A 24,898-nucleotide genomic window follows, 5' to 3' on the forward strand; every position below is an offset into this window, starting at 1 on the left:
GCACGGGGCACGGACTGGTCGCCGCCGCCCCGGGCGGTGAGGCGGCGGGGGCGACCCGCGCCGCGCGGGCGGCCGGCGTCGTCGGCGGACGGGGGCGCGCCGGTGTCGGGCGGCTCGCGTCGCGGCCGGCGGTCGGGAGAGGTCCCCACGAGTGGAAAACGCGAGAGCGGGGTTTCGGTGACGAGCAGGGGCGCTCGCGGCGGCCGGTCAGCGCCTGCGCGCGACCACCGTCGGCGCGCACGCCGGTCGACCCGGGTGCTGCGGCCCTGGCGCCGGGGGCAACCGGCCCTCGGAAGGGGGCGGTCGCCGGCCCGGTCGGCCGCCGCGAGCGGCCTACGGTACGAGGGTAAACCCGTGAGATGAGCCACACAATGGGAATATCGAAGCTGATCAGGGACGGTCCGTGGTCGTGGCCGGAAGTGTCGGACCGCGGGCGTACGGTTGGTGTCATGGCGCTCGACATTCCCCGGCTCGACGGCCGCTTCCAGGTCGTCAGTGAGTTCCAGCCGGCCGGTGACCAGCCGGCTGCCATCGACGAGCTTGAGCGTCGCGTGCGGCGCGGCGACCGCAACACGGTGCTGCTCGGCGCGACCGGCACCGGCAAGAGCGCCACCACGGCGTGGCTGGTCGAGCGGCTGCAGCGGCCGACCCTGGTGCTCGCCCCCAACAAGACCCTCGCGGCCCAGCTGGCGAAGGAGTTCGGCGAGCTGCTGCCGCGCAACGCCGTCGAATACTTCGTCTCCTACTACGACTACTACCAGCCCGAGGCGTACATCCCGCAGACCGACACCTACATCGAGAAGGACTCCTCGATCAACGAGGAGGTCGAGCGGCTGCGGCACTCGGCCACCATGTCGCTGCTCACCCGGCGCGACGTCATCGTGGTCGCCACCGTCTCGGCGATCTACGGGCTGGGCACGCCGGAGGAATACCTCGACCGGGCCGTGCGGGTGAAGGTGGGGCAGGAGCTGGACCGTGACCAGTTGCTGCGGCGGCTGGTCGACATCCAGTACACGCGCAACGACATGGCCTTCCAGCGCGGCACCTTCCGGGTCCGCGGCGACACGCTGGAGATCATCCCGGCGTACGAGGAGCTGGCGGTCCGCATCGAGCTGTTCGGTGACGAGATCGAGAAGCTCTACTACCTGAACCCGCTGACCGGTGACGTGGTCCGCGAGGTCGACAGCTTGATGATCTTCCCGGCCACGCACTACGCCGCCGGCCCGGAGCGGATGGAACGGGCGATCCGCGACATCGAGGCCGAGCTGGGCGAGCGGCTGGCCGAGCTGGAGCGGCAGGGCAAGCTGCTGGAGGCCCAGCGGCTGCGCATGCGCACCACCTACGACATCGAGATGATGCGGCAGGTGGGCTTCTGCTCCGGCATCGAGAACTACTCCATGCACATCGACGGCCGGCTGCCCGGCAGCCCGCCGCACTGCCTGCTCGACTACTTCCCCGACGACTTCCTCACCGTGGTCGACGAGTCGCACGTGACGATCCCGCAGATCGGCGGCATGTACGAGGGCGACGCCTCCCGCAAGCGGATGCTCATCGACCACGGCTTCCGGCTGCCCAGCGCGGCGGACAACCGTCCGCTGCGCTTCGACGAGTTCCTGGAGCGGGTGGGCCAGATGGTCTACCTGTCCGCCACCCCCGGCCCGTGGGAGCTGGAGCAGGCGCAGGGCGAGTTCGTCGAGCAGGTGATCCGCCCCACCGGCCTGATCGACCCGGAGGTCGTGGTCAAGCCGACAAAGGGCCAGATCGACGACCTCATGCACGAGATCAAGCTGCGCACCGAGCGGGACGAGCGCGTCCTGGTCACCACGCTCACCAAGAAGATGGCCGAGGACCTCTCCGACTACCTGCTGGAGAACGGCATCCGGGTGCGCTACCTGCACTCCGAGGTCGACACGCTGCGCCGGGTCGAGCTGCTGCGCGAGCTGCGCAAGGGCGACTACGACGTGCTCGTCGGCATCAACCTGCTCCGGGAGGGTCTCGACCTGCCCGAGGTCTCCCTGGTGGCGATCCTCGACGCCGACAAGGAGGGGTTCCTGCGCAGCGGCCGGTCGCTGATCCAGACCATCGGCCGGGCGGCCCGTAACGTCTCCGGCCAGGTCCACATGTACGCCGACAAGATCACGCCGTCGATGGCGGACGCGATCGACGAGACCAACCGGCGCCGGGCCAAGCAGATCGCGCACAACGAGGCGAACGGCATCAAGCCGGAGCCGTTGCGCAAGAAGATCCACGACATCCTCGACGACATCTACCGCGAGGCGGAGGACACCGAGAACAGCAACGTCGGCGGTGCCGTGCGGCAGCTCTCCCGGGGCAAGGCGCCGGTGAAGGAGACCCGCAGCCGCCGGGGCGCCGCGACCACCCCGTCCCGCGAGGGCATGGCCCGGGCCGACCTGGCCAACCTCATCCAGGAGCTCAACGACCAGATGCTCGCCGCCGCGCGGGAGCTGCAGTTCGAGCTGGCCGCACGCATCCGGGACGAGGTCGCCGACCTCAAGAAGGAGCTGCGCGGGATGGACGCCGCAGGAGTCCGGTGACCGGCGTGACGGCCGGGGCGGCGCGATGCTGACCGAGGCCGTCGTCGCGCGCCCCGATCCGCGACTGCGCCAGTGGGTGGACAGCTACCTCGGCTACCGCGAGGACGTGTCCGTCCCGCTGGTGCGCCGGGAGGTGGCGGGCGCGTTCGTGGTGCTGATCCTCGGCTGGGGCGACCCGCTGGACGTCACCGACCCGCGTGACCCGGCCCGGGGCGCATACTCCACGAACGCCTTCCTGGCCGGCCCGTTCGACAGCTGGTGCGCCACCCGCACCGTGGGGACGGGCACCGGGGTCCAGGTGATGCTGACCGCCCCGGCGGCCCGCCGCCTGCTCGGGCTGCCGCTGGCCGAGCTGGCCAACCGGGCGGCGCCGGTCGACGCGGTGGCGGGCTGGCTGGCCCGGCTGCGCGACGAGCTGGCCGCAGCGCCGGGCTGGCCGGAGCGTTTCGCCCGGCTCGACGCCGCGCTGTCCGCGCGGCTGGCGGCGACCACGCCGGTGGACCCGCACCTGCTGGCCGCCTGGCGGCGGCTGGACGGCGGCGGGGAAGCGGTCGGCGTGGCCACGCTGGCCGAGGAGCTGGGCTGGTCGCGTCGCCACCTGTCGGTCCGGTTCCGACGGGAGTTCGGCCTGCCGCCGAGGACCGTCGCCCGTCTGCTGCGTTTCGACCGGGCGTACGCGAGCCTGGGCCGCACCGTGCTCACTGCGCCCTTCGCCGTGCCCGGCGACACCGGCTGGGCGGAGCGGGCGGCCCGGTGGGGCTACTACGACCAGTCGCATCTGATCCGGGAGTTCCGCGAGTTCGCCGGCGTCACCCCGGCCGCGCTGGCCGGGCCGGGATCTCATTCGTCCAATCCGGCCTGACCGAGGCGGCGGCAGACTGGCGGCATGCAGAGCGTTTATCCCGTCTTGCGCTATCCCGACGTGCGAGCCGCCGTCGACTTCCTCTGTTCCGCGTTCGGCCTCACCGTGCGCGAGCTGCACGAGCTGCCCGACGGCACCCTGGTCCACGTCGAGCTGGAGTACGCCGGCGATCTGGTGATGCTCGGCCCGGGGCCGGCGCCGCAGCCCCGCCCGGCCGACGACGACTACCGCGTCTACCTGGCGATCGACGACGTCGACGCGCATCACGAGCGGGCCGGGGCGGCCGGCGCGGAGATCATCAGGGCGCCGTTCGACACCGACTACGGCTCCCGTGACTACATCGCCCGCGACCTGTCCGGGCACGTCTGGTCGTTCGGCACCTACCGCCCCTGAACGACTGGCGCCTACTCCGGGCGTGGTAGCGCTGTGTGGGCGAGGTATTGCCGAGCGTGATGGTCATGCGTACTCTCCTCCCCTGGGAGGCGTGCATGCCGTTGTCAGCAAGTCCCGTGGTCCGGAGGGCGCGGCTCGGTGTGGAGCTGCGCCGGCTGCGCCGTCGCGAGTCGCTCACGTTGGAGCAGGTCTGCGTCCGGCTGGGTTGGGCGTCCACCTCGAAGCTGTCCCGCATCGAGCTGGGGCAGAGTCGGCCCGACCTGGCCGACGTGCTCGACCTGCTCGACGTCTATCAGGTGCCGTCACCGCAGCGGGACGAGCTGATAGTCATCGCCCGGGACGCCGCCACCGGACGCGGCTGGTCCCGGGCGCTCGGCGAGATGGGCGAACGGCAGCGGGCGTACGTCGAGCTGGAGGCGGGCGCCGAGCGCATCGTCGAGTATCAGTGCGCGCTCGTGCCCGGCCTGCTCCAGACCCCGGCGTACGCCCGGTTGCGCGTATCGGCGGGCGCGGCGCTGACCGGGGACGTGGACGTGGAGGCCGAGGTCCGCGCCCGCGCGGCGCGTCAGGAGCTGCTGATCCGGCCGGATCCGCCGCACTACACGGCGCTGATCGACGAGCGGGTCTGCGACCCGGACGGCCTGCCCGGTGACGTGTGGCGTGACCAGATGCGGCATCTGCTCGCCCTCGCCGAGCGGCCTCGCGTCAGCGTCCGGCTGCTGCCCGGCGCGTCCTGCGGCGACGGCCCGCACCCGCTCGCGCCGTTCTCCTACTACGCCTACCCCGATCCGGCGGACCCGCGCACCGTGCTGGTGGAGACGCTGACCACCGACGTGCGCCTGGTGTCCGAGACGGACGTGAGCCACTACGAACGGGTCATCGAGCGGCTGCTCGCGGTCGCGCTGCCACCCGATGCCACGGCCGAGCTGGTGGCCCGGCGGCTGGGGGCTGCGCCGGTGCCCCGTCAGCGCGATCCGCACGACCTGGGCTGACCGGCGCGAGCTGGATCGACCGGCACGAGCTGGCGCGACCACCGGGCCCGGCGCCCCCGATGACCGTCGGGGCCGGTGGCCGCGCAGCGCGCAGGCTACGGCACGGGTACGACAGTTCAGGCCGGGACGTCGGTGAAGTGCTCGACCAGCGGCGGCCCGGCGAAGTACGGGCCGATCAGCCCGCGCCACTGCGCGAACCGGTCGGTCTGGCGGAAGTTCACGTCGTGCGCCTCGACCGAGTCCCACTCGACCAGCAGGACGAACCGGGTGGGCGACTCCACGCCCCGGGTCATCCGCACGGAACGGCAGCCCTCGGCGCCGGCGAGGATCGGCCGTGCCTGCGCGTAGGCGGCGGCGAAGTCGTCCTCGTTTCCGGGCGTCACATCGATCAGCGCGACCTCAAGAACCATGTCCGCAGCCTGCCATGCCACCCCGCCGGGTGTACGCACCGGGGGAGACGCCCGGGCGAGAGTTGCTGGGCTAGCCTCCTAGGATGCGCTACGCGGGGTGAGGCGGCGCACGTCACCCAGCCGTACGACGGCCCGGAGATGCGGCACCTGGGTGTGATGGTGAACAATGGCGCCCGAGGAGGGGAGTATTCCCTCGCGGTGGAGTCGTCAGCACGGAAGAGCGCCGGTACCTTACGGTGGCCCGACCCGGCTCCGTCGGTCGGAACCTGCTGTCAGGCTCCGGCGGAAGAGACCTCCGACAGTCACCCCTGTCAGCGTCGACGCACCCCTGCAGCCCACCCGGCGTACGGTGTGCCCGAGGCCGCGTGTCTGCCGGAGGATGGATTTGAACGTGTCCGCATTGGTGTGGGCGGTAACGCTGATCGCGATGATCGCGGTCCTGCTCGCCGACCTGTTCATCATCGGCCGGCGACCGCACGAGCCCAGCGTCCGCGAGTCCAGCCTCTGGGTGGGCTTCTACGTCGGCCTGGCGCTGATCTTCGGCGGGGTGCTCTGGCTGACCGCCGGTGGCCGCGTGGCGGGGGAGTTCTACACCGGCTGGCTCACCGAGTACAGCCTCTCGGTGGACAACCTCTTCGTCTTCGTCATCATCATGGCCCGCTTCGGGGTGCCCCGGCAGTATCAGCAGAAGGTGCTGCTCGTCGGCATCATCCTGGCGCTGGTCATGCGTGGCGGCTTCATCGCGGCCGGCGCGGCGCTGATCTCCCAGTTCTCCTGGGTGTTCTACATCTTCGGCGCGTTCCTCATCTACACCGCGGTGAACCTGGCCCGGCAGGGCGAGCCGGACGAGGACGAGTTCAGCGAGAACGTGCTGATCCGGTGGAGCCGGCGGGCGCTGCCGCTGTCCCGGGACTACGACGGGGCGAAGATCACCACCCGGGAGAACGGTCGGCGGCTGTTCACCCCGATGCTGATCGTGATGATCGCGATCGGCACCACCGACCTGATCTTCGCGCTCGACTCGATCCCGGCGATCTTCGGCATCACCCAGGAGCCGTACCTGGTCTTCACCGCCAACGTCTTCGCCCTGATGGGGCTGCGGCAGCTCTACTTCCTGCTCGGCGGCCTGCTGGACCGGCTCATCTACCTCAGCTACGGCCTCGCCGTGGTGCTCGGCTTCATCGGCGTGAAGCTGATGCTGGAGGCGCTCGCCGACAACCACCTGCCGTTCATCAATGGCGGCGAGCCCGTGGGGTGGGCCCCGCACATCCCGATCTGGCTGTCGCTCACCGTCATCCTCGGCACCCTGGCCGTGGCCACTGCGGCAAGCCTGGCGAAGTCGTCGCGGGACCGGCGACGGGAGCTGGTCAAGACCCGCCCCTGACCGCAGGGTCAGACGCGGTGCGCGCCGACGAGCGTGGCGGCCCGGTCGGCGGGCAGCTCCTCCTCGACCACCCGGCGGGTCAGGTAGCAGGCGTGCAGCATCCGGCGCCGGCCGCCGTGCGGCTCGGCCGAGACGATCCCGACGTGGTGGACGCGCCGGCCGGGCCGCGCGAAGAAGTAGAGGTCGCCGGGACGTTCGTCGCCGAGCACCACCGGCGTCGTCGCGTCCGCCTGGTCGTCGGCGTCGCGGGGGAGCGTGATCCCGTGCCGCCGCCAGGCCAGGTGGACCAGCCCGGAGCAGTCGATGCCGTCGGTGGACAGGCCGCCCCAGACGTAGAGCAGGTCACGCAGCCGCTCGGCGACCGCGAGCACCTCCTTGGCCTCGGGGCGTTCGGCCGGCAGCGGCACCAGGTCGCCCTCCGGGGCCCACAGCGGGTCGGCCCGACCCGGTACGCGGACCGGTCGCCCGCCGTCCACCGGCCGCCCGGCCGACTCCAGGCGGGTGCCGAGCACCAGGCCGCGAAGCGCCGGTGCGCCGCCCGGCGAGGCGTGCAGCGTGGTGTGGGCGACGTCGACGGTCAGCGCGGCGCCGGCCGGCTCGGCTGTGGTCAGGTGGGCGGTCCGCACCCAGCCCGGGTAGCCGTCGGCGCCGTGTTTCGCGGCGGGCTGGCCGAGCGCGACGACGCGGGCCCAGCCGTCCGGCCGCGTCTCGGTGATCCGTACCGGCTCGCCGAGCAGCAACTGGGTCAGGACGCAGTCACCGACCCGCTGGTCGCGGTCCATCCCGGCGATCCAGCCGGCGACGTCGGGGCAGTCGGCAAGAGCGGGCCGGTCGATCGGGCGCACCGCATCGGGTGCTGTCCACAGGGTCGCCACCGGCACCCGTACGACGGCCTGTCGGCACGGTTGAGGCGCCACGCGTACCCCTCTCTGGAATGCTTCTCCGGGCGACCATATGAAAAATTCTGCCGCTACTCAACCATGTGACTGAATTTTAGCTTCACGGAGGCCGGTGACGCCGAGACCCGGCGCGTCCGGCAGCAGCACGCTCGCGCCCTCGTACCGGATGCCGCCGGTCACCGGCGACCAGGCCAGCCACCAGGCGGCGTCGAGGTCCGACACGGCGGTGGTGCCGTAGGCGGCGACCAGGCTGGCGGCGGCGCCCACGCCGACCGGGCCCTCCATCATCGAGCCGACGATGGTGCCCATGCCGTGCGCGGCGGCCAGGTCCAGCAGCGTGCGGGCCGGTTGCAGCCCACCGCACTTGGCCAGCTTCACGTTGACCATGTCGGCGGCCCGCCGCCGGATCACCTCGACCATGTCCCGCACGTCGAAGACGGACTCGTCGGCCAGGATCGGCAGCCCGACCCGGTCGCTGACCCAGGCCAGCCCGTCCAGGTCACGGCGGTGCACCGGCTGCTCGACCAGCTCGACGTCGAGCCCCGCGTCCTCGATCGCGCGGATCACCCGCACCGCCTCCCGGGGCGTCCAGCCCTGGTTGGCGTCCAGCCGGATGCGCACGTCCGGCCCGACCGCGGCCCGCACCGCGCGCACCCGGTCCAGGTCGCCGCGGGCGTCGGTGCCGACCTTGAGCTTGAGCACCCCGAACCCCTCGGCGCCGCGCCGCGCCGCCGTCGCGGCCAGGTCGACCGCGTCGCCGGCGGCCAGCGTGACGTCCGTCGGCACGCGCAGCGCCGTGCCGCCGAGCAGACGCACCAGGGGTACGCCGAGCCGCCGCGCGGCCAGGTCGTGCAGCGCCACGTCGACCGCCGCCTTCGCCGACTCGTTGCCGACCACCGCGCGACGCACCAGCGCGCAGCCCGCCTGGAGGTCGTCGGCGTCCCGGCCGATCAGCAGCGGCGCGAGCAGTTCGCGTACGCACGCCTCGGCGCCGGCCACCGACGCGCCGGTCACCTGCCAGACCTGCGGCGCCTCACCGAAACCCGAGCGGCCGTCGCCGTCGATCACCTCCACGACCAGCGTGTCCACTGTGGTGGTGCGGCGCAGCGCGGTGACGAACGGGGTGTGTAAGGGGGCCGACAGACGGTGGGTGCGTACCGCGGCGATGGTCATGTGGGGCACCCTATAGCCAACTGGCGGCGAGCAGGGGAGGGCCGATGACCGGGCGGGAATGGGAGCTGGTGGGCGCGCCGAACGCGCGTGACCTGGGCGGACTGCCGACGACAGACGGGCGGCGGATACGCGCCGGGCGGCTCATCCGCACGCCCGCGCTGGGCCGGCTCACCGACGAGGACCTGCCGGTGCTGGGCAAGCTCGGCCCGGCCTGCGTGGTGGACCTGCGTGACGTCCACGAGCAGGCGGTGGCCCCGCCGGACCGGCTGGCCGGTGCGCCCCGCGTGGTGCACCTGCCCGTCTACGACGCGGCGCATCCCGTCTTCACGTACGTCTCGGCGGTGCTGCAGGGCCACGACCTGAACGCCTACGCGGCGCTGGCCCGGGAGGGCATGCCGGGGGCGATGACGGCGATCTACCGCTGGTTCGTCACCGGCGAGTCGGCGCGGGCCGGTTTCAGCGCGGCGGTGCGGCTGGCCGTCGAGGACGCGAACCTGCCGCTGCTGTTCCACTGCTCGGCCGGCAAGGACCGCACCGGCTGGCTGTCGGTGGTGCTGCTGACCGCGCTGGGCGTCCAGGAGGAGGCGATCCGCGCCGACTACCTGGTGCACAACGAGCTGACCGAGAGCCTGCGCGAGGTGCTGCTGTCCGCGATGATCCAGCGCCGGCCGGACCTGGATCCGGCGGTGGCGCGGCCGCTGCTGGAGGTGCGCCCGGAATACCTGGACGCCGCCTACGACGAGGTGCGCCGGACGCACGGCTCGTTCGAGGCGTACCTGCGCGACGGTCTGGGGGTGACCGACGCGGACCGCGCGGCGCTGCGCGAGCGGCTGCTGGAGTAGCCGGGTCAGCCGGCCAGGTCGTGTCGCGCCGCCCAGACCCGCGCGGAGACGTGCGCGATCAGCCGGCAGGCGTCGTCCTCCACCTCGTCGCCGTCCGCGCCGCCGTCGGCCAGGTCGGTGGTGGTGCAGACGACGATCGTGTACGGCGGCGCGTCGTCCGGGAAGACCACGCCGGCGCCGTGGCGCACGCCGCGCACCCAGCCGTTCTTGTGCGCGACGCGGGTGCCGTCGGGCAGCCCGGCGGCCAGGGCCTCGCGGGGTTCCTGGGCGGCGAGCACGTCGAGCATGGCCGCGCAGGCAGACGGCGAGGCGAGCGGGCCGGGCCGGGTCGCGCCGAGCGCCAGCTCGCCGAGCAGGGCGGCCAGGTCGGCGGCGGTGACCAGGTTGTCGATGCCGGAGTCGCGGGCGGCGAAGTCCTCGATGCCGCGGCCGGTGACGCTGAGCCGCGCCCCGGCGAGCGCCCACGCCCGCGCCACGGCGGGCAGCCCCACCTGGCCGATGCAGATGTTCGTGGCCAGGTTGCTGGACCGGACGATCATCCGTTCGGCGAGCCAACGCAGCGGCGCGTCCCCGCCGACGCGGTCCCAGACCGCCTCGTCGTTGTCGTAGTTCCGGGCGTTGGCGAACCGGGGCGCGCCCGGCAGCGCGGAGTCGAACGAGTTGCGCACCGGCACCGGCGCGTCCAGGTCGAGCCGGCCGGCCTCGGCGGCGCGGAACAGCGCCACCAGCACGGCGAGCTTCATGGTGCTCGCCGCGTAGTGGGTGGCGTCGGCGCGCCGCGTCCACGTCGGCCGCGCGCCGGGCCGGCCCACGTACGCGGAGACGGTGCCGGGCACCTTGTCCAGGTGCGCGTCGAGCTCCTCCCAGGTCATGGGGGCACCGTAGCCGATCTGCGGGGCAGCGGCGGGCCCGGTGCGGGGCTAGCGTGCGGAGATGACGACCCCGTTGTACGACGACATCGCCGACTGGTACGAGGAGTACGCCAGCGAGACCTCGTCGGTCTACATGGACCGGATCCGGTCGGTGCTGGCCGGCCTGCTGGGCGAGGGCCCGGGCCGCTGCCTGGACCTGTGCTGCGGCACCGGCGCGCACGCGGCCGAGCTGCGCCGTCTCGGGTGGACGCCGGTGGGTGTGGACCTGTCCGGCGGGCAACTGCGCCACGCCCGGTCGCGGCTGCCGGTGGCCCGGGCTGACGCGACAGCGCTGCCGCTGGCCGCCGGCGCGGTGCCGGCCGCGGTGTGCGTGCTCGCGCACACCGACATGCCCGACTATCCGGCCGCGCTCGCGGAGGCGGCGCGGGTGCTGGCGCCCGGTGGCCGGCTGGTGCACGTCGGGGTGCACCCGTGTTACGTGGGCGCGTTCGCCGACCGGTCCGAGCCGGAGCGGATCGTGATCGACGGCGGGTACGCCTCACCGGAGCACACGCTGCGGTCGTGGAACGTCGTCGGGGTGCGGGCGCGTGTCGGCGCCTGGCACCTGCCCCTGGCCGACCTGCTCAACGCCGTCACCGCGGCCGGTCTGGTGGTGACCCGGGTGGTCGAGTCCGGCTCCGGGCCTGTCCCCGACGCCCTGGCGATCGCCGCCACCAAGCCCCGCTGACGCCTCGTCCCCGCGATCGTCCTGCTACGGGCGTTCGTCCGGGGCCGTGCCGCCACCGCTGTCGCCCGACCTCCACCGTGGTCGGCCACTCGTCCGCCCGCTTCCGGGATCCGCCCGCTTGCTCGCTTCCGGGCCAGCCCGCTTGCCCCATTCCCGCGTGCGCTCGCCTGCGCGCTTCCGCGTCCGCCCGCTTGCCGGCTCGCATGTCGGTCGGCCCGTCCGGCTTCCGCCTGTGTCCGCCCGCCCGCTCCTGCCCGTCCGCCGGCTTCCGCCTGCGTCGGCCCGCTCGCTTCTCCTCCGCCCACCGGTTCCGGCCTGCGTCGGGACGTCCACTGCTGGCTCAGTCCGCCAGTTCCACGTCATCCGACGGCCGCTCCCATGCCGTCCGCGGAGACCGCCCAATCTCCCACTATCCGGGATCTAGAAGGTCATATCCCGAGATCCGTGTAGATCTTGGTAGGAATCGGCCCCTGGAGGGGCAGCCCCTGGAGGGGCCATTTCGTACCAAGATCTCGCGCTTGGCGGTCGATCATGAGGTTGGCGGCGGTTATGGAGATCGAAAACGCCGCCAACCTCATGATCAACCGGGCAGGGCAGGGCAGGGCAGGGCAGGGCAGGGGGAGAGACGGGGGAGCCCGGTCCGCCTGGGGCGGGCCGGGCTCCGGGTGGGGCGGGGTGGGTCAGCCTGCGTGCTTGCGGCGGGCCGCCATCCGGCCGCGCTGGGTCTGGTCCAGCACCACCTTGCGGATGCGCACCGCGGCCGGGGTGACCTCGACGCACTCGTCCTCGCGGCAGAACTCCAGCGCCTGCTCCAGGGACAGCTTGCGCGGCGGGATCAGCTTCTCGGTCTCGTCGGCGGTCGACGAGCGCATGTTGGTGAGCTTCTTCTCCTTGGTGATGTTGACGTCCATGTCGTCGGAGCGGGAGTTCTCGCCGACGATCATGCCCTCGTACACCTCGGTGCCCGGCTCGACGAAGAGCTGGCCGCGTTCCTGGAGGTTGGTCATCGCGAACGCGGTGACCGCGCCGGCCCGGTCGGCGACCAGCGACCCGTTGTTGCGGGTGCGCAGCTCGCCGAACCACGGCTCGTACGACTCGAAGACGTGGTGCAGGATGCCGGTGCCGCGGGTCTCGGTGAGGAACTCGGTGCGGAAGCCGATCAGGCCGCGCGCCGGGACCAGCCACTCCATCCGGATCCAGCCGGTGCCGTGGTTGACCAGCTGCTCCATCCGGCCCTTGCGGGTTGCCAGGAGCTGGGTGATCGCGCCGAGGTACTCCTCCGGGGCGTCGATGGTCAGCCGCTCGACCGGCTCGCAGGTCTTCCCGTCGATCTCCCGGGTGACGACCTGCGGCTTGCCGACGGTGAGCTCGAAGGACTCGCGGCGCATCTGCTCGACCAGGATCGCCAGGGCCAGCTCACCACGGCCCTGCACCTCCCAGGCGTCCGGCCGCTCGGTGGGCAGCACCCGCAGCGACACGTTGCCGATCAGCTCCTTGTCGAGCCGGTCCTTGACCATCCGGGCGGTGACCTTGGCGCCCTTGACCCGGCCGACCAGCGGCGAGGTGTTGGTGCCGATGGTCATCGAGATGGCCGGCTCGTCCACGGTGATCAGCGGCAGCGGCACCGGGTTCTCGGCGTCGGCGAGTGTCTCACCGATCATGATCTCCGGGATGCCGGCCACGGCGATGATGTCGCCCGGCCCGGCGGACTCGGCCGGCTTGCGCTCCAGGCCCTCGGTCATCAGCAGCTCGGAGATGCGTACCCGCTGGGTGCTGCCGTCGGTGCGGCACCAGGCCACGGTCTGGCCCTTGCTGATCGTGCCCTGGCGGACCCGGCACAGCGCGAGCCGGCCCAGGAACGGCGAGGCGTCGAGGTTGGTGACGTGCGCCTGCAGCGGCGCGCCCTCGTCGTACGCGGGCGCGGGGATGGTGTCCAGCAGGGTGCGGAACAGCGGCTCCAGGTTGCTGCTGTCGTCCGGGACCGCGCCGTCGGCGGGCTGGGTCAGCGAGGCGATGCCGTCGCGGGCGCAGGCGTAGACGATCGGGAAGTCGATCTGCTCCTCGTCGGCGTCCAGGTCGAGGAACAGCTCGTACGTGTCGTCGACGACCTCCTTGATCCGGGCGTCCGGACGGTCCACCTTGTTGATCACCAGGATGATCGGCAGCCGCGCGCGCAGCGCCTTGCGGAGCACGAACCGGGTCTGCGGCAGGGGGCCCTCGCTGGCGTCGACCAGCAGCACCACACCGTCGACCATGGTCAGGCCGCGCTCGACCTCGCCGCCGAAGTCGGCGTGACCGGGGGTGTCGATGATGTTGATGGTGACCGGTTCCGAGCCGTCCGCCGGCAGGTACCGCACGCCGGTGTTCTTGGCGAGGATGGTGATGCCCTTCTCGCGCTCGAGGTCCATCGAGTCCATGACCCGCTCGGTGTTCTCACCGCGGGCGCCGTAGGCGCCGGCCTGCCGCAACATGGCGTCGACCAGGGTCGTCTTGCCGTGGTCGACGTGGGCGATGATGGCGACGTTGCGGAGGTCGGTGCGTAGCTGCATACCCTCCATACTCCTGTCTGCGGTAGCCCGGGCACGCCTCGGGGTCACCCCGAGATCGCCCGGATCTGCGTCGAAAGTGCTGTGCCGACCGTTCCAGCGACTGGCATGCTGACACCCGTGCGGGGTGTCCGATGCCTGACCTGCTGAGCTGGCTGCAGGAGCTGCCGCCCCTGCTGATCTACCTGGCCGCCGCGGCGATCGTCGCGGCGGAGACCGCGGTGATCGTCGGGCTGCTGATGCCCGGCGAGGCGACCCTGCTTCTGGTCGGCTTCCTAGCGTACGCGGGGACGCTGCGCCTCGCGCCCGTGCTGGTGGCCATGACCGCCGCCGCCGTGATCGGAGACACACTCGCGTGGCGGGCCGGGCGGCGGTACGGCCCACGGCTGCGCGCCTCGGGGGTGGGTGCCCGGATCGGGGCGCACCGGTGGCGGCGGGCCGATTCGCTGCTGGACCGGCTGGGCGGTCGCGGCGTGCTGGCCGCCCGCTGGATCGCGTTCGCCCGTACGCTGGCGCCCCGGCTGGCCGGGTCGGCCGGAATGCCGTACCGGCGGTTCGCGCCGTGGAACCTCGCCGGGGTGGCGAGCTGGGTCGGCGCCTCGGTGCTGGCCGGTTACCTGGCCGGGGAGTCGTACGAGCGGGTGTCGAAGCTGCTCGGCCAGGCCACCGGGGCGGTGCTGGCCCTGCTGCTGTGCCTGCTCGGCGTGGTGCTGGCGGGCCGCTGGCTGGGGCGCAACCCGGACCCGGTGCGCGCGCTGGCCGCCCGGGCCGCCGCGCTGCCGCCGCTGCGCTGGCTGCGGTCCCGGTACGGCGTGCTGTTCTTCCTGGTCGCGATGCGGGTCGGCCCGGCCTGGAGCCTGCTGGTCAACCTGGTGCTGGGGCTGGCGCTGCTGTTCGTCGCCGGGCTGGCCGTGGCGCTGCTGCTGGAGGCGGTGGTCCGGCACAGCGGGCTGGGTGTCCTCGACGGGCTGGTCTCCGACTGGTTCGCCGCCCGGCGTACCCCCGGGGTGGTCGACGCGGCGCAGGCCGCGGTGTCGGGACTGCGCGGCTGGCTGCTCATCGCCGCGGTCGCCGTGGTGGCCGCCGTGGTGACGGGGCGGGGCCGGCCGTGGCGGGCCGACCCGCTCGGGGTGCTGGGCACCGTCGGCGCGGCGGTGCCGCTGGTGTTGCTCGTCGTTGTCGCGGAGCTGACCGATCCGGGTGGCCCGGACCGGGCCGGTGACCTGTTCCCGACCCAGAACGCGGTGGTGACGGCGAGCTTCGGCACGCTGGCCTGGCTGCTGTCCCGCGGCGTGCGCTGGCCGGTCGGCGTGGCCGTGTGGACGGCCGCGTCGGCAGGCGTGGTCATGGTCACCGGCGCGCGGCTCTACCTGGGACTCAGCACCGCGAGCGGCACCGTCACGGCGGTGCTGCTGGGCCTCGCCTGGACCACCGTGTTCGTGGTGGCGTGGGCGACCCGGGACCGGCTGGCGGACGGCGCCGAGCGGCCGGACCCGGCGGACGGCGGCCCGGCCCCACGGGACGCGCCGCCGCGGCCCCGGCGGCGCCGGTCGGCGTCTCGGGTACCCCGCGGACCTGCCGATCCTTGTTAGGGTGCGCCGACGGCAACGACGGGGGAGGTCGGATGCGGCGAGGATTCGGCAGGTGGGCCGCGGTGGCGGTGGCAGCGCTGCTCGCGACGGGCACGCTGACGGCGTGCGGCGAACAGGAACGGCCGGTCCGCGAGGTCGCCGCGGACCTGCCCACGGCGGCGCCGGCGGACGAACCGCAGGAGGCGCCCGCCGACGCGCCCAGCGAGGAGCCACCGGCGGTCGCGGCGATGGGTGGGCGGCCCAGCCCGAGCGCGTCGGCGAAACCGAAACCGGCCGCGAAGCCGTCCCGCACGTCCACGGCCCCGCTGGCCAAGCCGAAGCCGCCGACCGAGACCCAGGTGCCTCCCGCCCCGCCGAAGCCGGCGGACGAGGGCTGTAAGCCGAGCTACCGGGGCACCAAGGCCAGCCAGAGCCAGGTGAAAGCGGCGCTCGCCGATGCCGCGGCGCGCACCTACTGGCCCACCTCGGCGCCGGACATCCGCATCCCGTCGGCCCTGATGAAGGCCACCGCCTGGCAGGAGAGCGGGTGGCAGTCCAACATCATCGCCTGCGATGGCGGGGTCGGGCTGATGCAGGTCATGCCGGCCACGGCGGAGTGGATGAACCAGCGGTTCGGGCAGTCGTACGACATCGACGCCTACCGCGACAACGCCTACCTGGGCGGCACGTACCTGGCCTGGCTGACCAAGTACATCGGCGACATGTACTTCGAGTCCGACTACCGCCTCGACGCCTCGCTGTGCACGTCCACGTTGAACTCCTGCCTGCTCAACGCCGTGATCGCGGCGTACAACTACGGGCACGGCGCGGTGGCGCGGGAGGACCAGCCGCTGACCATCCCCAACCCGCAGTACGTGCGCAACGTGCGGGCGCTGATGACCGAGTGCGAGTGCCTGAGCTTCTGAGCGAACGAGCGAACGAGCGAACGGAACAAACGAACGGGCGGGGCCGGCGAACGTGCCGGCCCCGCCCTGTCTGTCCAGGTCAGTCCCGCGCGGGCACCGGCTCGGCCGGCGCGTCGACGGCGTCGCCGGGCGCGTCGGCGTCCCGGGTGATCCGGCCGGGCCACCAGAACCGGTCGCCGAGCAGGAACGCCAGCGACGGCACCAGCACGGTACGGACCAGCAGCGTGTCCAGCAGCACACCGATGCAGACGATGATGCCGATCTGGGTGAGCGTGATCAGCGGCAGCACGCCGAGCACCGCGAAGACCGCGGCGAGCAGCACGCCCGCGCTGGTGATGACGCCGCCGGTGACCCGCAGCGCCGACAGCATGCCGTCGCGGGTGCCGGTGCGCCGGGCGTCCTCCCGGGCCCGGGTGACCAGGAAGATGTTGTAGTCGACGCCGAGCGCCACCAGGAAGACGAACGCGAGCAGCAGCACCCCGCTGTCCAGCGCCGGGAAGTCCAGCACGTGGTCGAAGAGCAGCCAGGCCGCGCCGAGGCTGGCGAAGAACGACGCGATCACGGTCACCACCAGCAGCAGCGGCGCCAGGATTCCGCGCAGCAGCAGCACCAGAACCGCACCGACCAGCAGCAGGATGAGCGGCAGGATCAGCTTGAGGTCCTTGGTGTTCGCCTCGTTCGAGTCGTAGGTCGCGGCGACCGAACCACCGACCAGGGCGCCGTCGGGGGCGTCCGCGCCGTCCACGGCGGGCGGCGCGGAATCCGGTACGGCGGCCACGGCGTCGCGCAGCGCCACCACGGCCCGGTCGGAGGCGGCGCTGCCGGGCTCGGCGGTGAGCACCACGTCGATCTGGGCGACCCGGTCTCCGGCGGCGCCCGGCCGGGCCGAGGCGACCCCGTCGACGTCGGAGGCGGCGGCGAGCACCGCCTGGGCGGCCTGCGGGTTGGTGAGCACCGCAACCGGCTGGGTGCTGCCGGCCGGGAACGCCCGGGCGAGCGTCTCCGCCCCGGCGACCGCCTCCGGCTTCTCGCTGAACTGCTCGGTCTCGGACAGGCCGGTGCGGATGCCGAGGCCGCCGAGGGCCAGGCCGGCGAGCAGCAGGACGGCGAGCGCGGCGACCGGCAGCGGCCGGCGGATGACCATCTCGCCGAGGCGGCCCCAGATCCGACCCTCGCGGGCGGCGCTGCCGACGCGGGGGATGAACGGCCAGAACAGGCCCCGGCCGAACAGCAGCAGGGCTGCGGGGAGCACGAACAGGGCGGAGAGCATGGCGAGGATCACACCGGTGGCGCAGGCGATGGCGAGCGCCCGGTTGGTCTCCTGCTCGGACAGCAGCAGCGTGAGCACGCCGAGGACGACGGTGCTGCCGCTGGCCAGGATCGGTTCGGCGGTGCGGCGCAGCGCCGAGCGCATGGCGGCGAACCGGTCCTCCTCCCGGCGCAGCTCCTCCCGGTAGCGGGCGATGAGCAGCAGGGCGTAGTTGGTCGCGGCGCCGAACACCAGCACGCTGGCGATGCCGGTGACCTGGCCGCTGGGCAGGTAGATGCCGAACGCGGGCACGAGGGACTCCACCACGCGCAGCGTGATCTGCTCGGTCGCGCCCACCACGAGCAGCGGTACGAGCCACAGGAACGGGCTGCGGTAGGTGACCAGCAGCAGCACCGCCACCACGGCGGCGGTGACCAGCAGCAGCGTGGTGTCCGCGCCCTGGAACACCTTGCCCAGGTCGGCGGTGAACGCGGGCCCGCCGGTGACCTCGACGGTCAGCTCGCCGGGCAGGTCACCGACCGCCTCACGGAGCTTCTCCACCTCGTCGACCACCGCCGACGGGCCGCCCTCGGTGGACAGCGGCACCGCGACCAGCGCCACGGTCCCGTCCGGGGAGACCTGGGCGGGGGAGACCCGGCCGCCGGCGGCGAGTGAGCTCAGCTGGCCGGTGAGGCCGTCGAGCTGACCTCGGTCGGCGCCGCTCAGCGGGGCCTGGTCGGCGCGGCTGACCACCACCAGGGCGGTCTGGGCGTCCTTGGAGGGCAACTGGTCCTGCAGCCGTTCGACCTGCGTCGACTGCCATTTCACGGACAGGCCGGTGCCGGAGACCGGGTCGGGATTGTCCGGCTTCGGCAGCCCGAAGGCGACTACGCCGACGACGAGCGCGACGGCCAGGGTGAGCCAGGCGGCGAGCCGGCCCCGGACGACGCGGGAGAACAGTGACATCGGATGCCCTCACTATTTGGTCGCGGAGGATTCTCTCTGAACGAGTATCTTGATAAGCGAGATTATCCGGGGTGGTTCTATGCTGCAACCGGATCAGTTCGGGCAGGGGGTGTCGGCGAACGGTGGCGCACAGGATGTACCGGCGACGGGACGACCCGCGCGGGCGGATGATCGCCGAGATCACCAACGACCTGCGCCGATACTCCGTCGACGCCCAGCACATCGGGCACGCCTTCGCCGGACTGCACGGGCTCAACGCCACCGACCTGCAGGCGTTGATCGCGGTGATGGAGGCCGAGCTGGTCGGCGACCCGATCACCCCGGGCCGCCTCGGTGAGGCGCTCAACATCTCCTCCGGGTCGGTGACAGCGCTCGTCGACCGCCTGGAACGCGGCGGTCACATCCGCCGCGACCGGGACACCGCCGACCGCCGCAAGATCCTCCTGCACTACGCCGACCGTGGCGCCACGCTGGCGCAGAGCTTCTTCGGCCCGCTCGGGCGCCGCACCGACGAGGTGATGGACCGCTTCACCGACGACGAGCTGGCCGTGGTGCAGCGGTTCATGGCGGAGATGGTGCGCTCCATGCGTACCCACCGGGACGAGATCCGCGCCGCGCCCCGCCGCGGCGCCGCACCCGGCCCCGGGGAGGGCGACTGACCGTGCGGCTGGTCACCCGGGCCGCCGCCGCGGCGCTGCGACTACCGGCCGCCCGCACCGGGCGGGTCACCGTCACCCGGGACATCCCGGTCCGGGTCCGCGACGGGGTGACGCTGCGCGCCGACCACTACGCCCCCGACCTGCCCGGCGCGCACTGCGTGCTGATCCGCACCCCGTACGGGCGGGGCGGGCCGATCCGCCTGCTCGGCCGCCTGATCGCCGAGCGGGGCTTCCACGTGGTCATCCAGTCCTGCCGCGGCACGTACGGCTCGGGCGGCGAGTTCGCGCCGCTGGTGCACGAGCGCGACGACGGCCTCGACACGCTGGACTGGCTGCGCCGCCAGCGGTGGTGGACCGGCGCGTTCGGCATGTTCGGTGCCAGCTACCAGGGCTTCGTGCAGTGGGCGCTCGCCGCCGAGGCGGGCGACGAGCTGCGCGCGATGGTCGCCGTGGTGACCGCGTCGGGCACCCGCGACTCCACGTACGCGGGGGAGTCGTTCGCCCTGGACACGGTGCTCACCTGGGCCGAGCTGCTCCAGGCGCAGACGGTGCCCTGGCTGGCCCGGCAGTGGGAACTCAAGCGCGGTCAGCCCCGCCTCGTCCGTGCCCTGGCGCACCTGCCGCTGGCCGAGGCGGACCGGGTCGCCACCGGTGTCACGGTGCCGTTCTTCCAGGAGTGGCTGCGCCATCACACCCCCGACGCCGACTACTGGCGTACCCGGGTCTTCGGCGAACGGATCACCGAGGTGCGCGCCCCGGTCGCCATGGTCAGCGGCTGGCAGGACATCTTCCTGCCGGCCCAGCTCGACGACTACGCCCGCCTGCGGGCCGCCGGAGCGCGACCCCGCCTGGTCGTCGGCCCCTGGACCCATGGCAGCCCGGGGCTGCTCCTGGCGTCGCTGCGCGAAGGGCTGGACTGGCTCGACACGCACCTGGCCGGGCGACCCGCGCCGCAGCGCGCGCCGGTGCGGGTGCACGTCGGCGGCGCCGGCGGCGGCTGGCGTGACCTGCCGGACTGGCCGCCGCCCGCCACGCCCGTGCGGTGGCACCTGCGCTCGGGCGGCGGGCTCGCCCCGGAGCCGCCGGAGCCCGGCACCGCGCCCGACCGCTTCTGGTACGACCCGGCCGACCCGACCCCGTCGCTGGGCGGGCCGCTGCTCGTGGCCCAGCGGGCCGGCGCGGTCGACAACCGGCCGGTGGAGGCCCGGCCGGACGTGCTCACCTACACCGGTGGGCCGCTGCCGGAGCCGGTCGAGGTGGCCGGGCCGGTACGCGCCGAGATCCACGTGCGCAGCGAACTGTCGTACCTGGACGTGTTCGTGCGTCTGTGCGACGTGGACCGGCGCGGGCGTTCCTGGAACGTCTGCGACGGGCTGGTCCGGGTCGAGCCGGGCCGGTTCCCGCGTGATCCGTCCGGTGTGGTCGCCGTGCCGGTGACGCTCTGGCCGACCGCGTACCGCTTCGCGCCCGGGCACCGGCTGCGGGTCCAGGTCTCCGGTGGCGCCCACCCCCGGTACGCGCGCAATCCCGGCACCGGTGAGCCACTCGGCACTGCCGTGACTCTTCGTGCTGGTTGGCGAGAGATTCTCAGCGATCGTGAGCATCCCTCGGGGTTGGAGCTGCCGCTCACGCGGACACCGTCCACAGCGGGCTGATAGTCCAAAAAACCGTCCCTGAGCTGGGCACTTCTGCCTAACCGTGGTTAAGCTCGGAGCAAGTGCCCGGTGCCGTGCAGTTATCCGGCGGGGCGCGTCCGCGGATCGCACGCCATCACGCGGTGTGATTGTCGTGCCCTCGCCGGTCATCGATCGGAAGGGGATCTGCCATGACGTCGGCCCCGGCGAACCTGCTGGCCGTCCGGAACCTGTTGCTCACCTATCTCAACGTCGACAAGAAGGCCGTACGCGCCGACGACCTGGAGCCGGCGGAGGTCGGCATCGTCGGCGACCCCAACCACCGGGGCGGCTACCACTGCGGATCCGACCGGGTCGTGACGAACGACTACTCGGTGGTGGAGTCCACCCGGGACCGGTCCGGCCTGACCCTGTACGCGTCCGCGTTGGACGTCGGCACGTTCTCCGTCCGCTCCGGCGGCGGTACGCACAACCTGCGGACGTTCTCCACCTGGATGGTGGCGCAGTGCGTGGCGAACGCGGCCGACACCCGGGACATCCGGGAGATCATCTACTCCCCGGACGGGCGGACCGTGCGCCGCTGGGACCGGCTGGGACGGCGCACCAGCGGCGACAGCAGCCACCTGTACCACACGCATTTCAGCTTCTTCCGTGACTCGACAAAGGCGGGGCGTGACCTGACCCCGCTGTTCCGCCGCTATCTGACCGCGATCGGAATGATCGCCACCGCGAAACCGGAGGACGACATGGAACAGACCGACCGGCTCATCAAGGACACCGGCTCGAAGAACCGCACTGTGGGCGACGTCCTGGCCGACCTGCAGAACCTGCGCAACTGGCTGATCTCGCCGGCCAACACCACCGGGCTGGTCAACCCGCCCATGCCCAACTCGCCGTTGCAGCAGATGCTGGCGATGCTGCGCGCCTGGCCGGCGCTGGTCGCGCAGGTGAACGAGTTGTCCGGCCGGGACTTCACCGACGAGCAGCAGATCGTCTCCGGTGTGCTGGCCGGGTTGCCGCCGGAGAAGATCGCCGAGGCCATCCCGCCGCAGATCGCCCGGGACGTGGCCGACGAGTTGTCCCGGCGGTTGATCGCCTGACGGTCCGGCGCCGCGACCGCGGGGTCGCGGCGCCGTCGGCCGGCGCATTCCGCAAGAGCTGTTGCGCAACAGCTCTTGCGGATGTGAGACTCGGGCGCATGGAACAGCGGACCGTCCGGCAGATCACCGACTCGCGGGTGCTCGCCGCGCTCGCCCACCCACTGCGCCGCCGGCTCATGGACGTGCTCAAGGTGTACGGCCCGTGCACCGTCGGCATGCTCGCCGAGCGCACCGACCAGGCGCCGGCGAACGTGAGCCACCACCTCAAGGTGCTGGCCGCCGCCGACCTGCTGGTCGAGGCGCCCGAGCTGGCACGCGACCGCCGGGAACGCTGGTGGCGGCTGCGCGATCGCGGGGTGCGCTGGTCCAACAGCGACTTCGACGACGACCCGGCGGCCCGGGTGGTGGCCGACGCGGCCAGCTCGCTCAACCTGGAGCGGCACGCCGAGCTGGTCCGCGCCTGGCACGCCGCCCCTGACGAGGCGCACGCCGCGTGGGGAGAGGGGCCGTTCAGCACCGACAAGTGGCTGCACCTGACCCCGGACGAGCTGGCCGAGCTCAGCCGTGAGGTGATCGCGCTTTTCGCACGGTGGGCCGACCGGCCGGCGCCCGAGGACGGGCAGCACCGCGAGCCGGTCTTCGTGTTCGCCCACGGCGTCCCGGGCCGGCCGTGACCGCCCACCGCGTTCCGGCGCCGCCCGCGAGCGCCTTACCGGGGCGCGCGTCATGACCGCCCCCGCGCGCACGTCCGGGCCGGTCGCCCCGCCGCGCGGCGGGCTGTTCCGGCACCGGGACTTCCGGCTGCTCTGGACCGGCCACACGGTGAGCGCCGTCGGCAGCAACATGACCGCAGTGGCGCTGCCCCTGGTCGCGGTCGCGGTGCTCGACGCGAGCACGTTCCAGGTGGCGGTGCTCACCGCCGCGGCGTGGCTGCCCTGGCTGCTCGCCGGCCTGCCGGTCGGGGCGTGGGTCGACCGGGTGCGCCGCCGGCCCGTGATGATCGCCGCCGACCTCGCCGCCGCCGCGCTGTTCGCGAGCGTCCCGGTGGCCGCCCTGGCCGGGATGCTCACCGTCGGGCACCTGCTGGTCGTGGCGCTCGGCGCCGGCCTGGCCCGGGTCTTCTTCGAGACCGCCGACCAGGTCTACCTGCCCACGCTGCTGCGTCCCGAGCAGGTGCCCGAGGCGAACGCCCGGCTGCACGCCACCCAGACCGCGAGTTACCTCGTCGGCCCGGGACTGGCCGGTCTCGTCGCCCAGCTCGTCGGCGCGGTGACCGCTGTGGCGCTGGACGCGCTCACCTTCCTGCTGTCCGCGCTCTGCCTGCGCCGGATCAGCGCGGTCGAGGCCCGGCCGCACCGGGACGCCGGGACGACGTCGCTGCGCCGCGAGGTCGCCACCGGACTGCGGTTCGTCGTCCGCGACCCGTACCTGCGGGTGCTGACGGTCTTCGGGGCGGCGAGCAACATCGGGCTCACCGGCTACCAGGCGGTGCTCGTGGTGTTCCTGGTGCGCTCGGCCGAACTCCCGGCGGGCCTGGTCGGCCTCCTGATCGGACTCGCCAGCCTCGGCGGCGTGATCGGCGCCGCGCTCGCCGCGCGCCTGGCCCGCCGGATCGGCAGCGCCCGGACGTTGCTGGTCGCCGGCGCTCTCACCGGGCCGCCCGCGCTGCTCATCCCGCTCGCCGGACCCGGCGCTCGCACGGCGTGGCTGGTGCTCGGCGGTGTGCTCGTGAGCCTGGGCGTCGCGATCGGCAACGTGGTCAAGGGCAGCTTCCGGCAGACGTACACCCCGCACCGGCTGCTCGGCCGCGTCACGGTGAGCATGCATCTGCTCAACTACGGCACCATTCCGCTGGCCGCCCTGCTCGCCGGCGCGCTGGGCGCGGCCTGGGGGCCGGGTGGCGCGATCCGGGTGATGACCGCGTGGCTGGCGCTGACCCCGCTGATCCTGCTGGCCGGGCCGCTACGGAGACGGCGCGACCTGCCGGCCGCGCCGTCCTGATGATGCGCTGCGGCGGCGGTCGGAGCCCCGACCGCCGCCACCGGCACGTCACTACATCGGACGGACGTTGTCCGCCTGCGGGCCCTTCTGGCCCTGGGTCACCTCGAACTCGACCTTCTGACCCTCGTTCAGCTCGCGGTAGCCACTGCTCTGGATGGCCGAGTAGTGGACGAACACGTCCGGGCCTCCGCCGTCCTGCTCGATGAAGCCGAAGCCCTTTTCCGAGTTGAACCACTTGACCGTGCCGGTTGCCATGCGTCTCTCCCTGTTCAATGCGGGCGAGCGCCGGCCCCGCGGCCGGTGGTCGCCCTGTACCACCCCGACAGTAACCGTCCGGACCGCAATCCGCTGCCGGAAGCGCGCGGCGCGCCCGTGAATACGTGCCGCGCCGGGAAAATGACCCCGGCGCCGGGCGGGGCGCGGCATGCTTGCCCCGATGAGCACGCAGACGGCTCTGGCCGACCTGGAACAGGAGATCGCGGTGCCCGGCGCGGGCCCGGACCGCCTGCGACTGGTCGACACGCCGTTCGTGCCCGAGGTGCGCCTGCACCTGGCCGAGGACGCCATCCTGTGGTGGGCCCGGATGGAGGCCGCCGCCGGTCGGTCGCTGCCGCCGCCGTACTGGGCGTCGGTCTGGGCCGGCGGGCAGGCGCTGGCCCGGCACCTGCTCGACCACCCCGAACTGGCCGCCGGGCGGCGCGTGCTCGACCTGGCCGCCGGATCGGGGCTGGTCGCCATCGCCGCCGCGCTCGCCGGGGCGGACGAGGTGGTCGCCAACGACATCGACCCGTACGCGGTGGCCGCCGTCACTGTGAACGCCCGCGCCAACCGGGTCCGGGTGGCGGCCGACGGCGACGACCTGCTCGACGGCGTCGCGGGTGCCGACCTGCTGGTGGCCGGGGACGTGCTCTACGACGCCGGACTGGCCGCGCGGGTCCTGCCCTACCTGCGGCGCTGCGCCGACCACGGCGTCGAGGTGCTGGTCGGCGACCCGGACCGGGGTCACCTGCCGCCGGGCGGGCTGGAGCTGGTGGCCAGCTACCCGGTGCCGACCACCGAGCCCTCCGTCGACTCCCCGGTACGCCGGGTGCAGGTGCTGCGACCCCGATGACCCTCAGGGATCTCCGGGTCGGGTGT

General features: G+C 73.1%; 22 protein-coding genes. 15 read left to right on the top strand and 7 right to left on the bottom strand.

The window, feature by feature from the left end; all coding sequences use genetic code 11:
• The first annotated feature begins 449 nt into the window (after nt 1-449).
• From uvrB to KBX43_RS27730, 4 genes are all read left to right on the top strand, one after another.
• Complete coding sequence (gene uvrB / locus KBX43_RS27715; protein ID WP_043329585.1) at nt 450-2,555, top strand: excinuclease ABC subunit UvrB; 2,106 nt, start codon at nt 450-452, stop codon at nt 2,553-2,555.
• A gap of 25 nt (nt 2,556-2,580) precedes the next feature.
• Complete coding sequence (locus tag KBX43_RS27720; protein WP_064445286.1) at nt 2,581-3,417, top strand: helix-turn-helix transcriptional regulator; 837 nt, start codon at nt 2,581-2,583, stop codon at nt 3,415-3,417.
• A gap of 24 nt (nt 3,418-3,441) precedes the next feature.
• Complete coding sequence (locus KBX43_RS27725; protein WP_064445287.1) at nt 3,442-3,810, top strand: VOC family protein; 369 nt, start codon at nt 3,442-3,444, stop codon at nt 3,808-3,810.
• Nucleotides 3,811-3,905: 95 nt separating this feature from the next.
• Complete coding sequence (locus KBX43_RS27730) at nt 3,906-4,802, top strand: DUF5753 domain-containing protein (protein ID WP_030503826.1); 897 nt, start codon at nt 3,906-3,908, stop codon at nt 4,800-4,802.
• A gap of 116 nt (nt 4,803-4,918) precedes the next feature.
• Here KBX43_RS27730 and KBX43_RS27735 read toward each other — a convergent pair whose 3' ends face one another.
• Nucleotides 4,919-5,212 (bottom strand): antibiotic biosynthesis monooxygenase, encoded by a 294-nt coding sequence (locus tag KBX43_RS27735; protein WP_030503827.1) that lies wholly within the window; start codon nt 5,210-5,212, stop codon nt 4,919-4,921.
• 385 nt (nt 5,213-5,597) lie between these two features.
• Here KBX43_RS27735 and KBX43_RS27740 point away from each other — a divergent pair, with 385 nt between their 5' ends.
• On the top strand, nt 5,598-6,596 hold the full coding sequence (locus KBX43_RS27740) for a TerC family protein (protein WP_043329590.1): 999 nt from the start codon (nt 5,598-5,600) through the stop codon (nt 6,594-6,596).
• An 8-nt stretch (nt 6,597-6,604) separates the two neighbouring features.
• On the opposite strand, the gene KBX43_RS27745 is transcribed toward KBX43_RS27740, so the two are convergent.
• Together KBX43_RS27745 and KBX43_RS27750 are read right to left on the bottom strand one after the other, a co-directional pair.
• Complete coding sequence (locus KBX43_RS27745; protein ID WP_233514624.1) at nt 6,605-7,441, bottom strand: C40 family peptidase; 837 nt, start codon at nt 7,439-7,441, stop codon at nt 6,605-6,607.
• Nucleotides 7,442-7,570: 129 nt separating this feature from the next.
• Nucleotides 7,571-8,668, bottom strand: a complete 1,098-nt coding sequence (locus tag KBX43_RS27750; protein WP_043329594.1) for a mandelate racemase/muconate lactonizing enzyme family protein — start codon at nt 8,666-8,668, stop codon at nt 7,571-7,573.
• A 44-nt stretch (nt 8,669-8,712) separates the two neighbouring features.
• Between KBX43_RS27750 and KBX43_RS27755 the strand changes: the two genes are divergently transcribed.
• Nucleotides 8,713-9,510: a tyrosine-protein phosphatase gene (locus tag KBX43_RS27755; RefSeq protein WP_064445288.1), complete on the top strand. Its 798-nt coding sequence runs from the start codon at nt 8,713-8,715 to the stop codon at nt 9,508-9,510.
• Nucleotides 9,511-9,515: 5 nt separating this feature from the next.
• On the opposite strand, the gene KBX43_RS27760 is transcribed toward KBX43_RS27755, so the two are convergent.
• The gene (locus KBX43_RS27760; protein WP_210888107.1) at nt 9,516-10,382 is read right to left on the bottom strand and encodes a serine hydrolase; all 867 of its coding nucleotides are present in this window, start codon (nt 10,380-10,382) and stop codon (nt 9,516-9,518) included.
• Between the two features lie 61 nt (nt 10,383-10,443).
• Here KBX43_RS27760 and KBX43_RS27765 point away from each other — a divergent pair, with 61 nt between their 5' ends.
• Nucleotides 10,444-11,109, top strand: a complete 666-nt coding sequence (locus KBX43_RS27765) for a class I SAM-dependent methyltransferase (protein ID WP_210888110.1) — start codon at nt 10,444-10,446, stop codon at nt 11,107-11,109.
• Between the two features lie 680 nt (nt 11,110-11,789).
• Here the strand turns inward: KBX43_RS27765 and typA are convergent.
• Nucleotides 11,790-13,658 carry a translational GTPase TypA gene (gene typA, locus KBX43_RS27770; RefSeq protein WP_043329598.1) on the bottom strand — a complete coding sequence of 623 codons (1,869 nt, stop codon included), beginning with the start codon at nt 13,656-13,658 and terminating at the stop codon, nt 11,790-11,792.
• Between the two features lie 131 nt (nt 13,659-13,789).
• Between typA and KBX43_RS27775 the strand changes: the two genes are divergently transcribed.
• Entirely contained in the window at nt 13,790-15,247 is a 1,458-nt protein-coding gene (locus tag KBX43_RS27775) for a DedA family protein (RefSeq protein ID WP_064445291.1), read from the top strand.
• A 32-nt stretch (nt 15,248-15,279) separates the two neighbouring features.
• The gene (locus tag KBX43_RS27780; RefSeq protein WP_043329600.1) at nt 15,280-16,152 is read left to right on the top strand and encodes a lytic transglycosylase domain-containing protein; all 873 of its coding nucleotides are present in this window, start codon (nt 15,280-15,282) and stop codon (nt 16,150-16,152) included.
• Nucleotides 16,153-16,231: 79 nt separating this feature from the next.
• Here the strand turns inward: KBX43_RS27780 and KBX43_RS27785 are convergent, their stop codons facing one another.
• The gene (locus KBX43_RS27785) at nt 16,232-18,367 is read right to left on the bottom strand and encodes an efflux RND transporter permease subunit (protein WP_210888113.1); all 2,136 of its coding nucleotides are present in this window, start codon (nt 18,365-18,367) and stop codon (nt 16,232-16,234) included.
• 134 nt (nt 18,368-18,501) lie between these two features.
• Between KBX43_RS27785 and KBX43_RS27790 the strand changes: the two genes are divergently transcribed.
• From KBX43_RS27790 to KBX43_RS27810, 5 genes are all read left to right on the top strand, one after another.
• Entirely contained in the window at nt 18,502-19,026 is a 525-nt protein-coding gene (locus KBX43_RS27790) for a MarR family winged helix-turn-helix transcriptional regulator (RefSeq protein ID WP_210888115.1), read from the top strand.
• 2 nt (nt 19,027-19,028) lie between these two features.
• Entirely contained in the window at nt 19,029-20,681 is a 1,653-nt protein-coding gene (locus tag KBX43_RS27795; protein ID WP_374226028.1) for a CocE/NonD family hydrolase, read from the top strand.
• 170 nt (nt 20,682-20,851) lie between these two features.
• Complete coding sequence (locus KBX43_RS27800) at nt 20,852-21,760, top strand: hypothetical protein (protein ID WP_043329608.1); 909 nt, start codon at nt 20,852-20,854, stop codon at nt 21,758-21,760.
• Between the two features lie 98 nt (nt 21,761-21,858).
• Nucleotides 21,859-22,434, top strand: coding sequence for a helix-turn-helix transcriptional regulator (locus tag KBX43_RS27805; RefSeq protein ID WP_210888119.1), 576 nt, complete (start codon nt 21,859-21,861; stop codon nt 22,432-22,434).
• Nucleotides 22,435-22,486: 52 nt separating this feature from the next.
• Complete coding sequence (locus KBX43_RS27810) at nt 22,487-23,761, top strand: MFS transporter (RefSeq protein ID WP_210888122.1); 1,275 nt, start codon at nt 22,487-22,489, stop codon at nt 23,759-23,761.
• Between the two features lie 51 nt (nt 23,762-23,812).
• Here the strand turns inward: KBX43_RS27810 and KBX43_RS27815 are convergent, their stop codons facing one another.
• Entirely contained in the window at nt 23,813-24,016 is a 204-nt protein-coding gene (locus KBX43_RS27815; protein ID WP_013287480.1) for a cold-shock protein, read from the bottom strand.
• Between the two features lie 181 nt (nt 24,017-24,197).
• Here KBX43_RS27815 and KBX43_RS27820 point away from each other — a divergent pair, with 181 nt between their 5' ends.
• The gene (locus KBX43_RS27820; protein WP_043331125.1) at nt 24,198-24,872 is read left to right on the top strand and encodes a methyltransferase; all 675 of its coding nucleotides are present in this window, start codon (nt 24,198-24,200) and stop codon (nt 24,870-24,872) included.
• The last annotated feature ends 26 nt before the right edge of the window (nt 24,873-24,898 follow it).

The sequence above is a fragment of the Micromonospora sp. C41 genome, assembly GCF_018070485.1.
Lineage (GTDB): Bacteria > Actinomycetota > Actinomycetes > Mycobacteriales > Micromonosporaceae > Micromonospora > Micromonospora chalcea.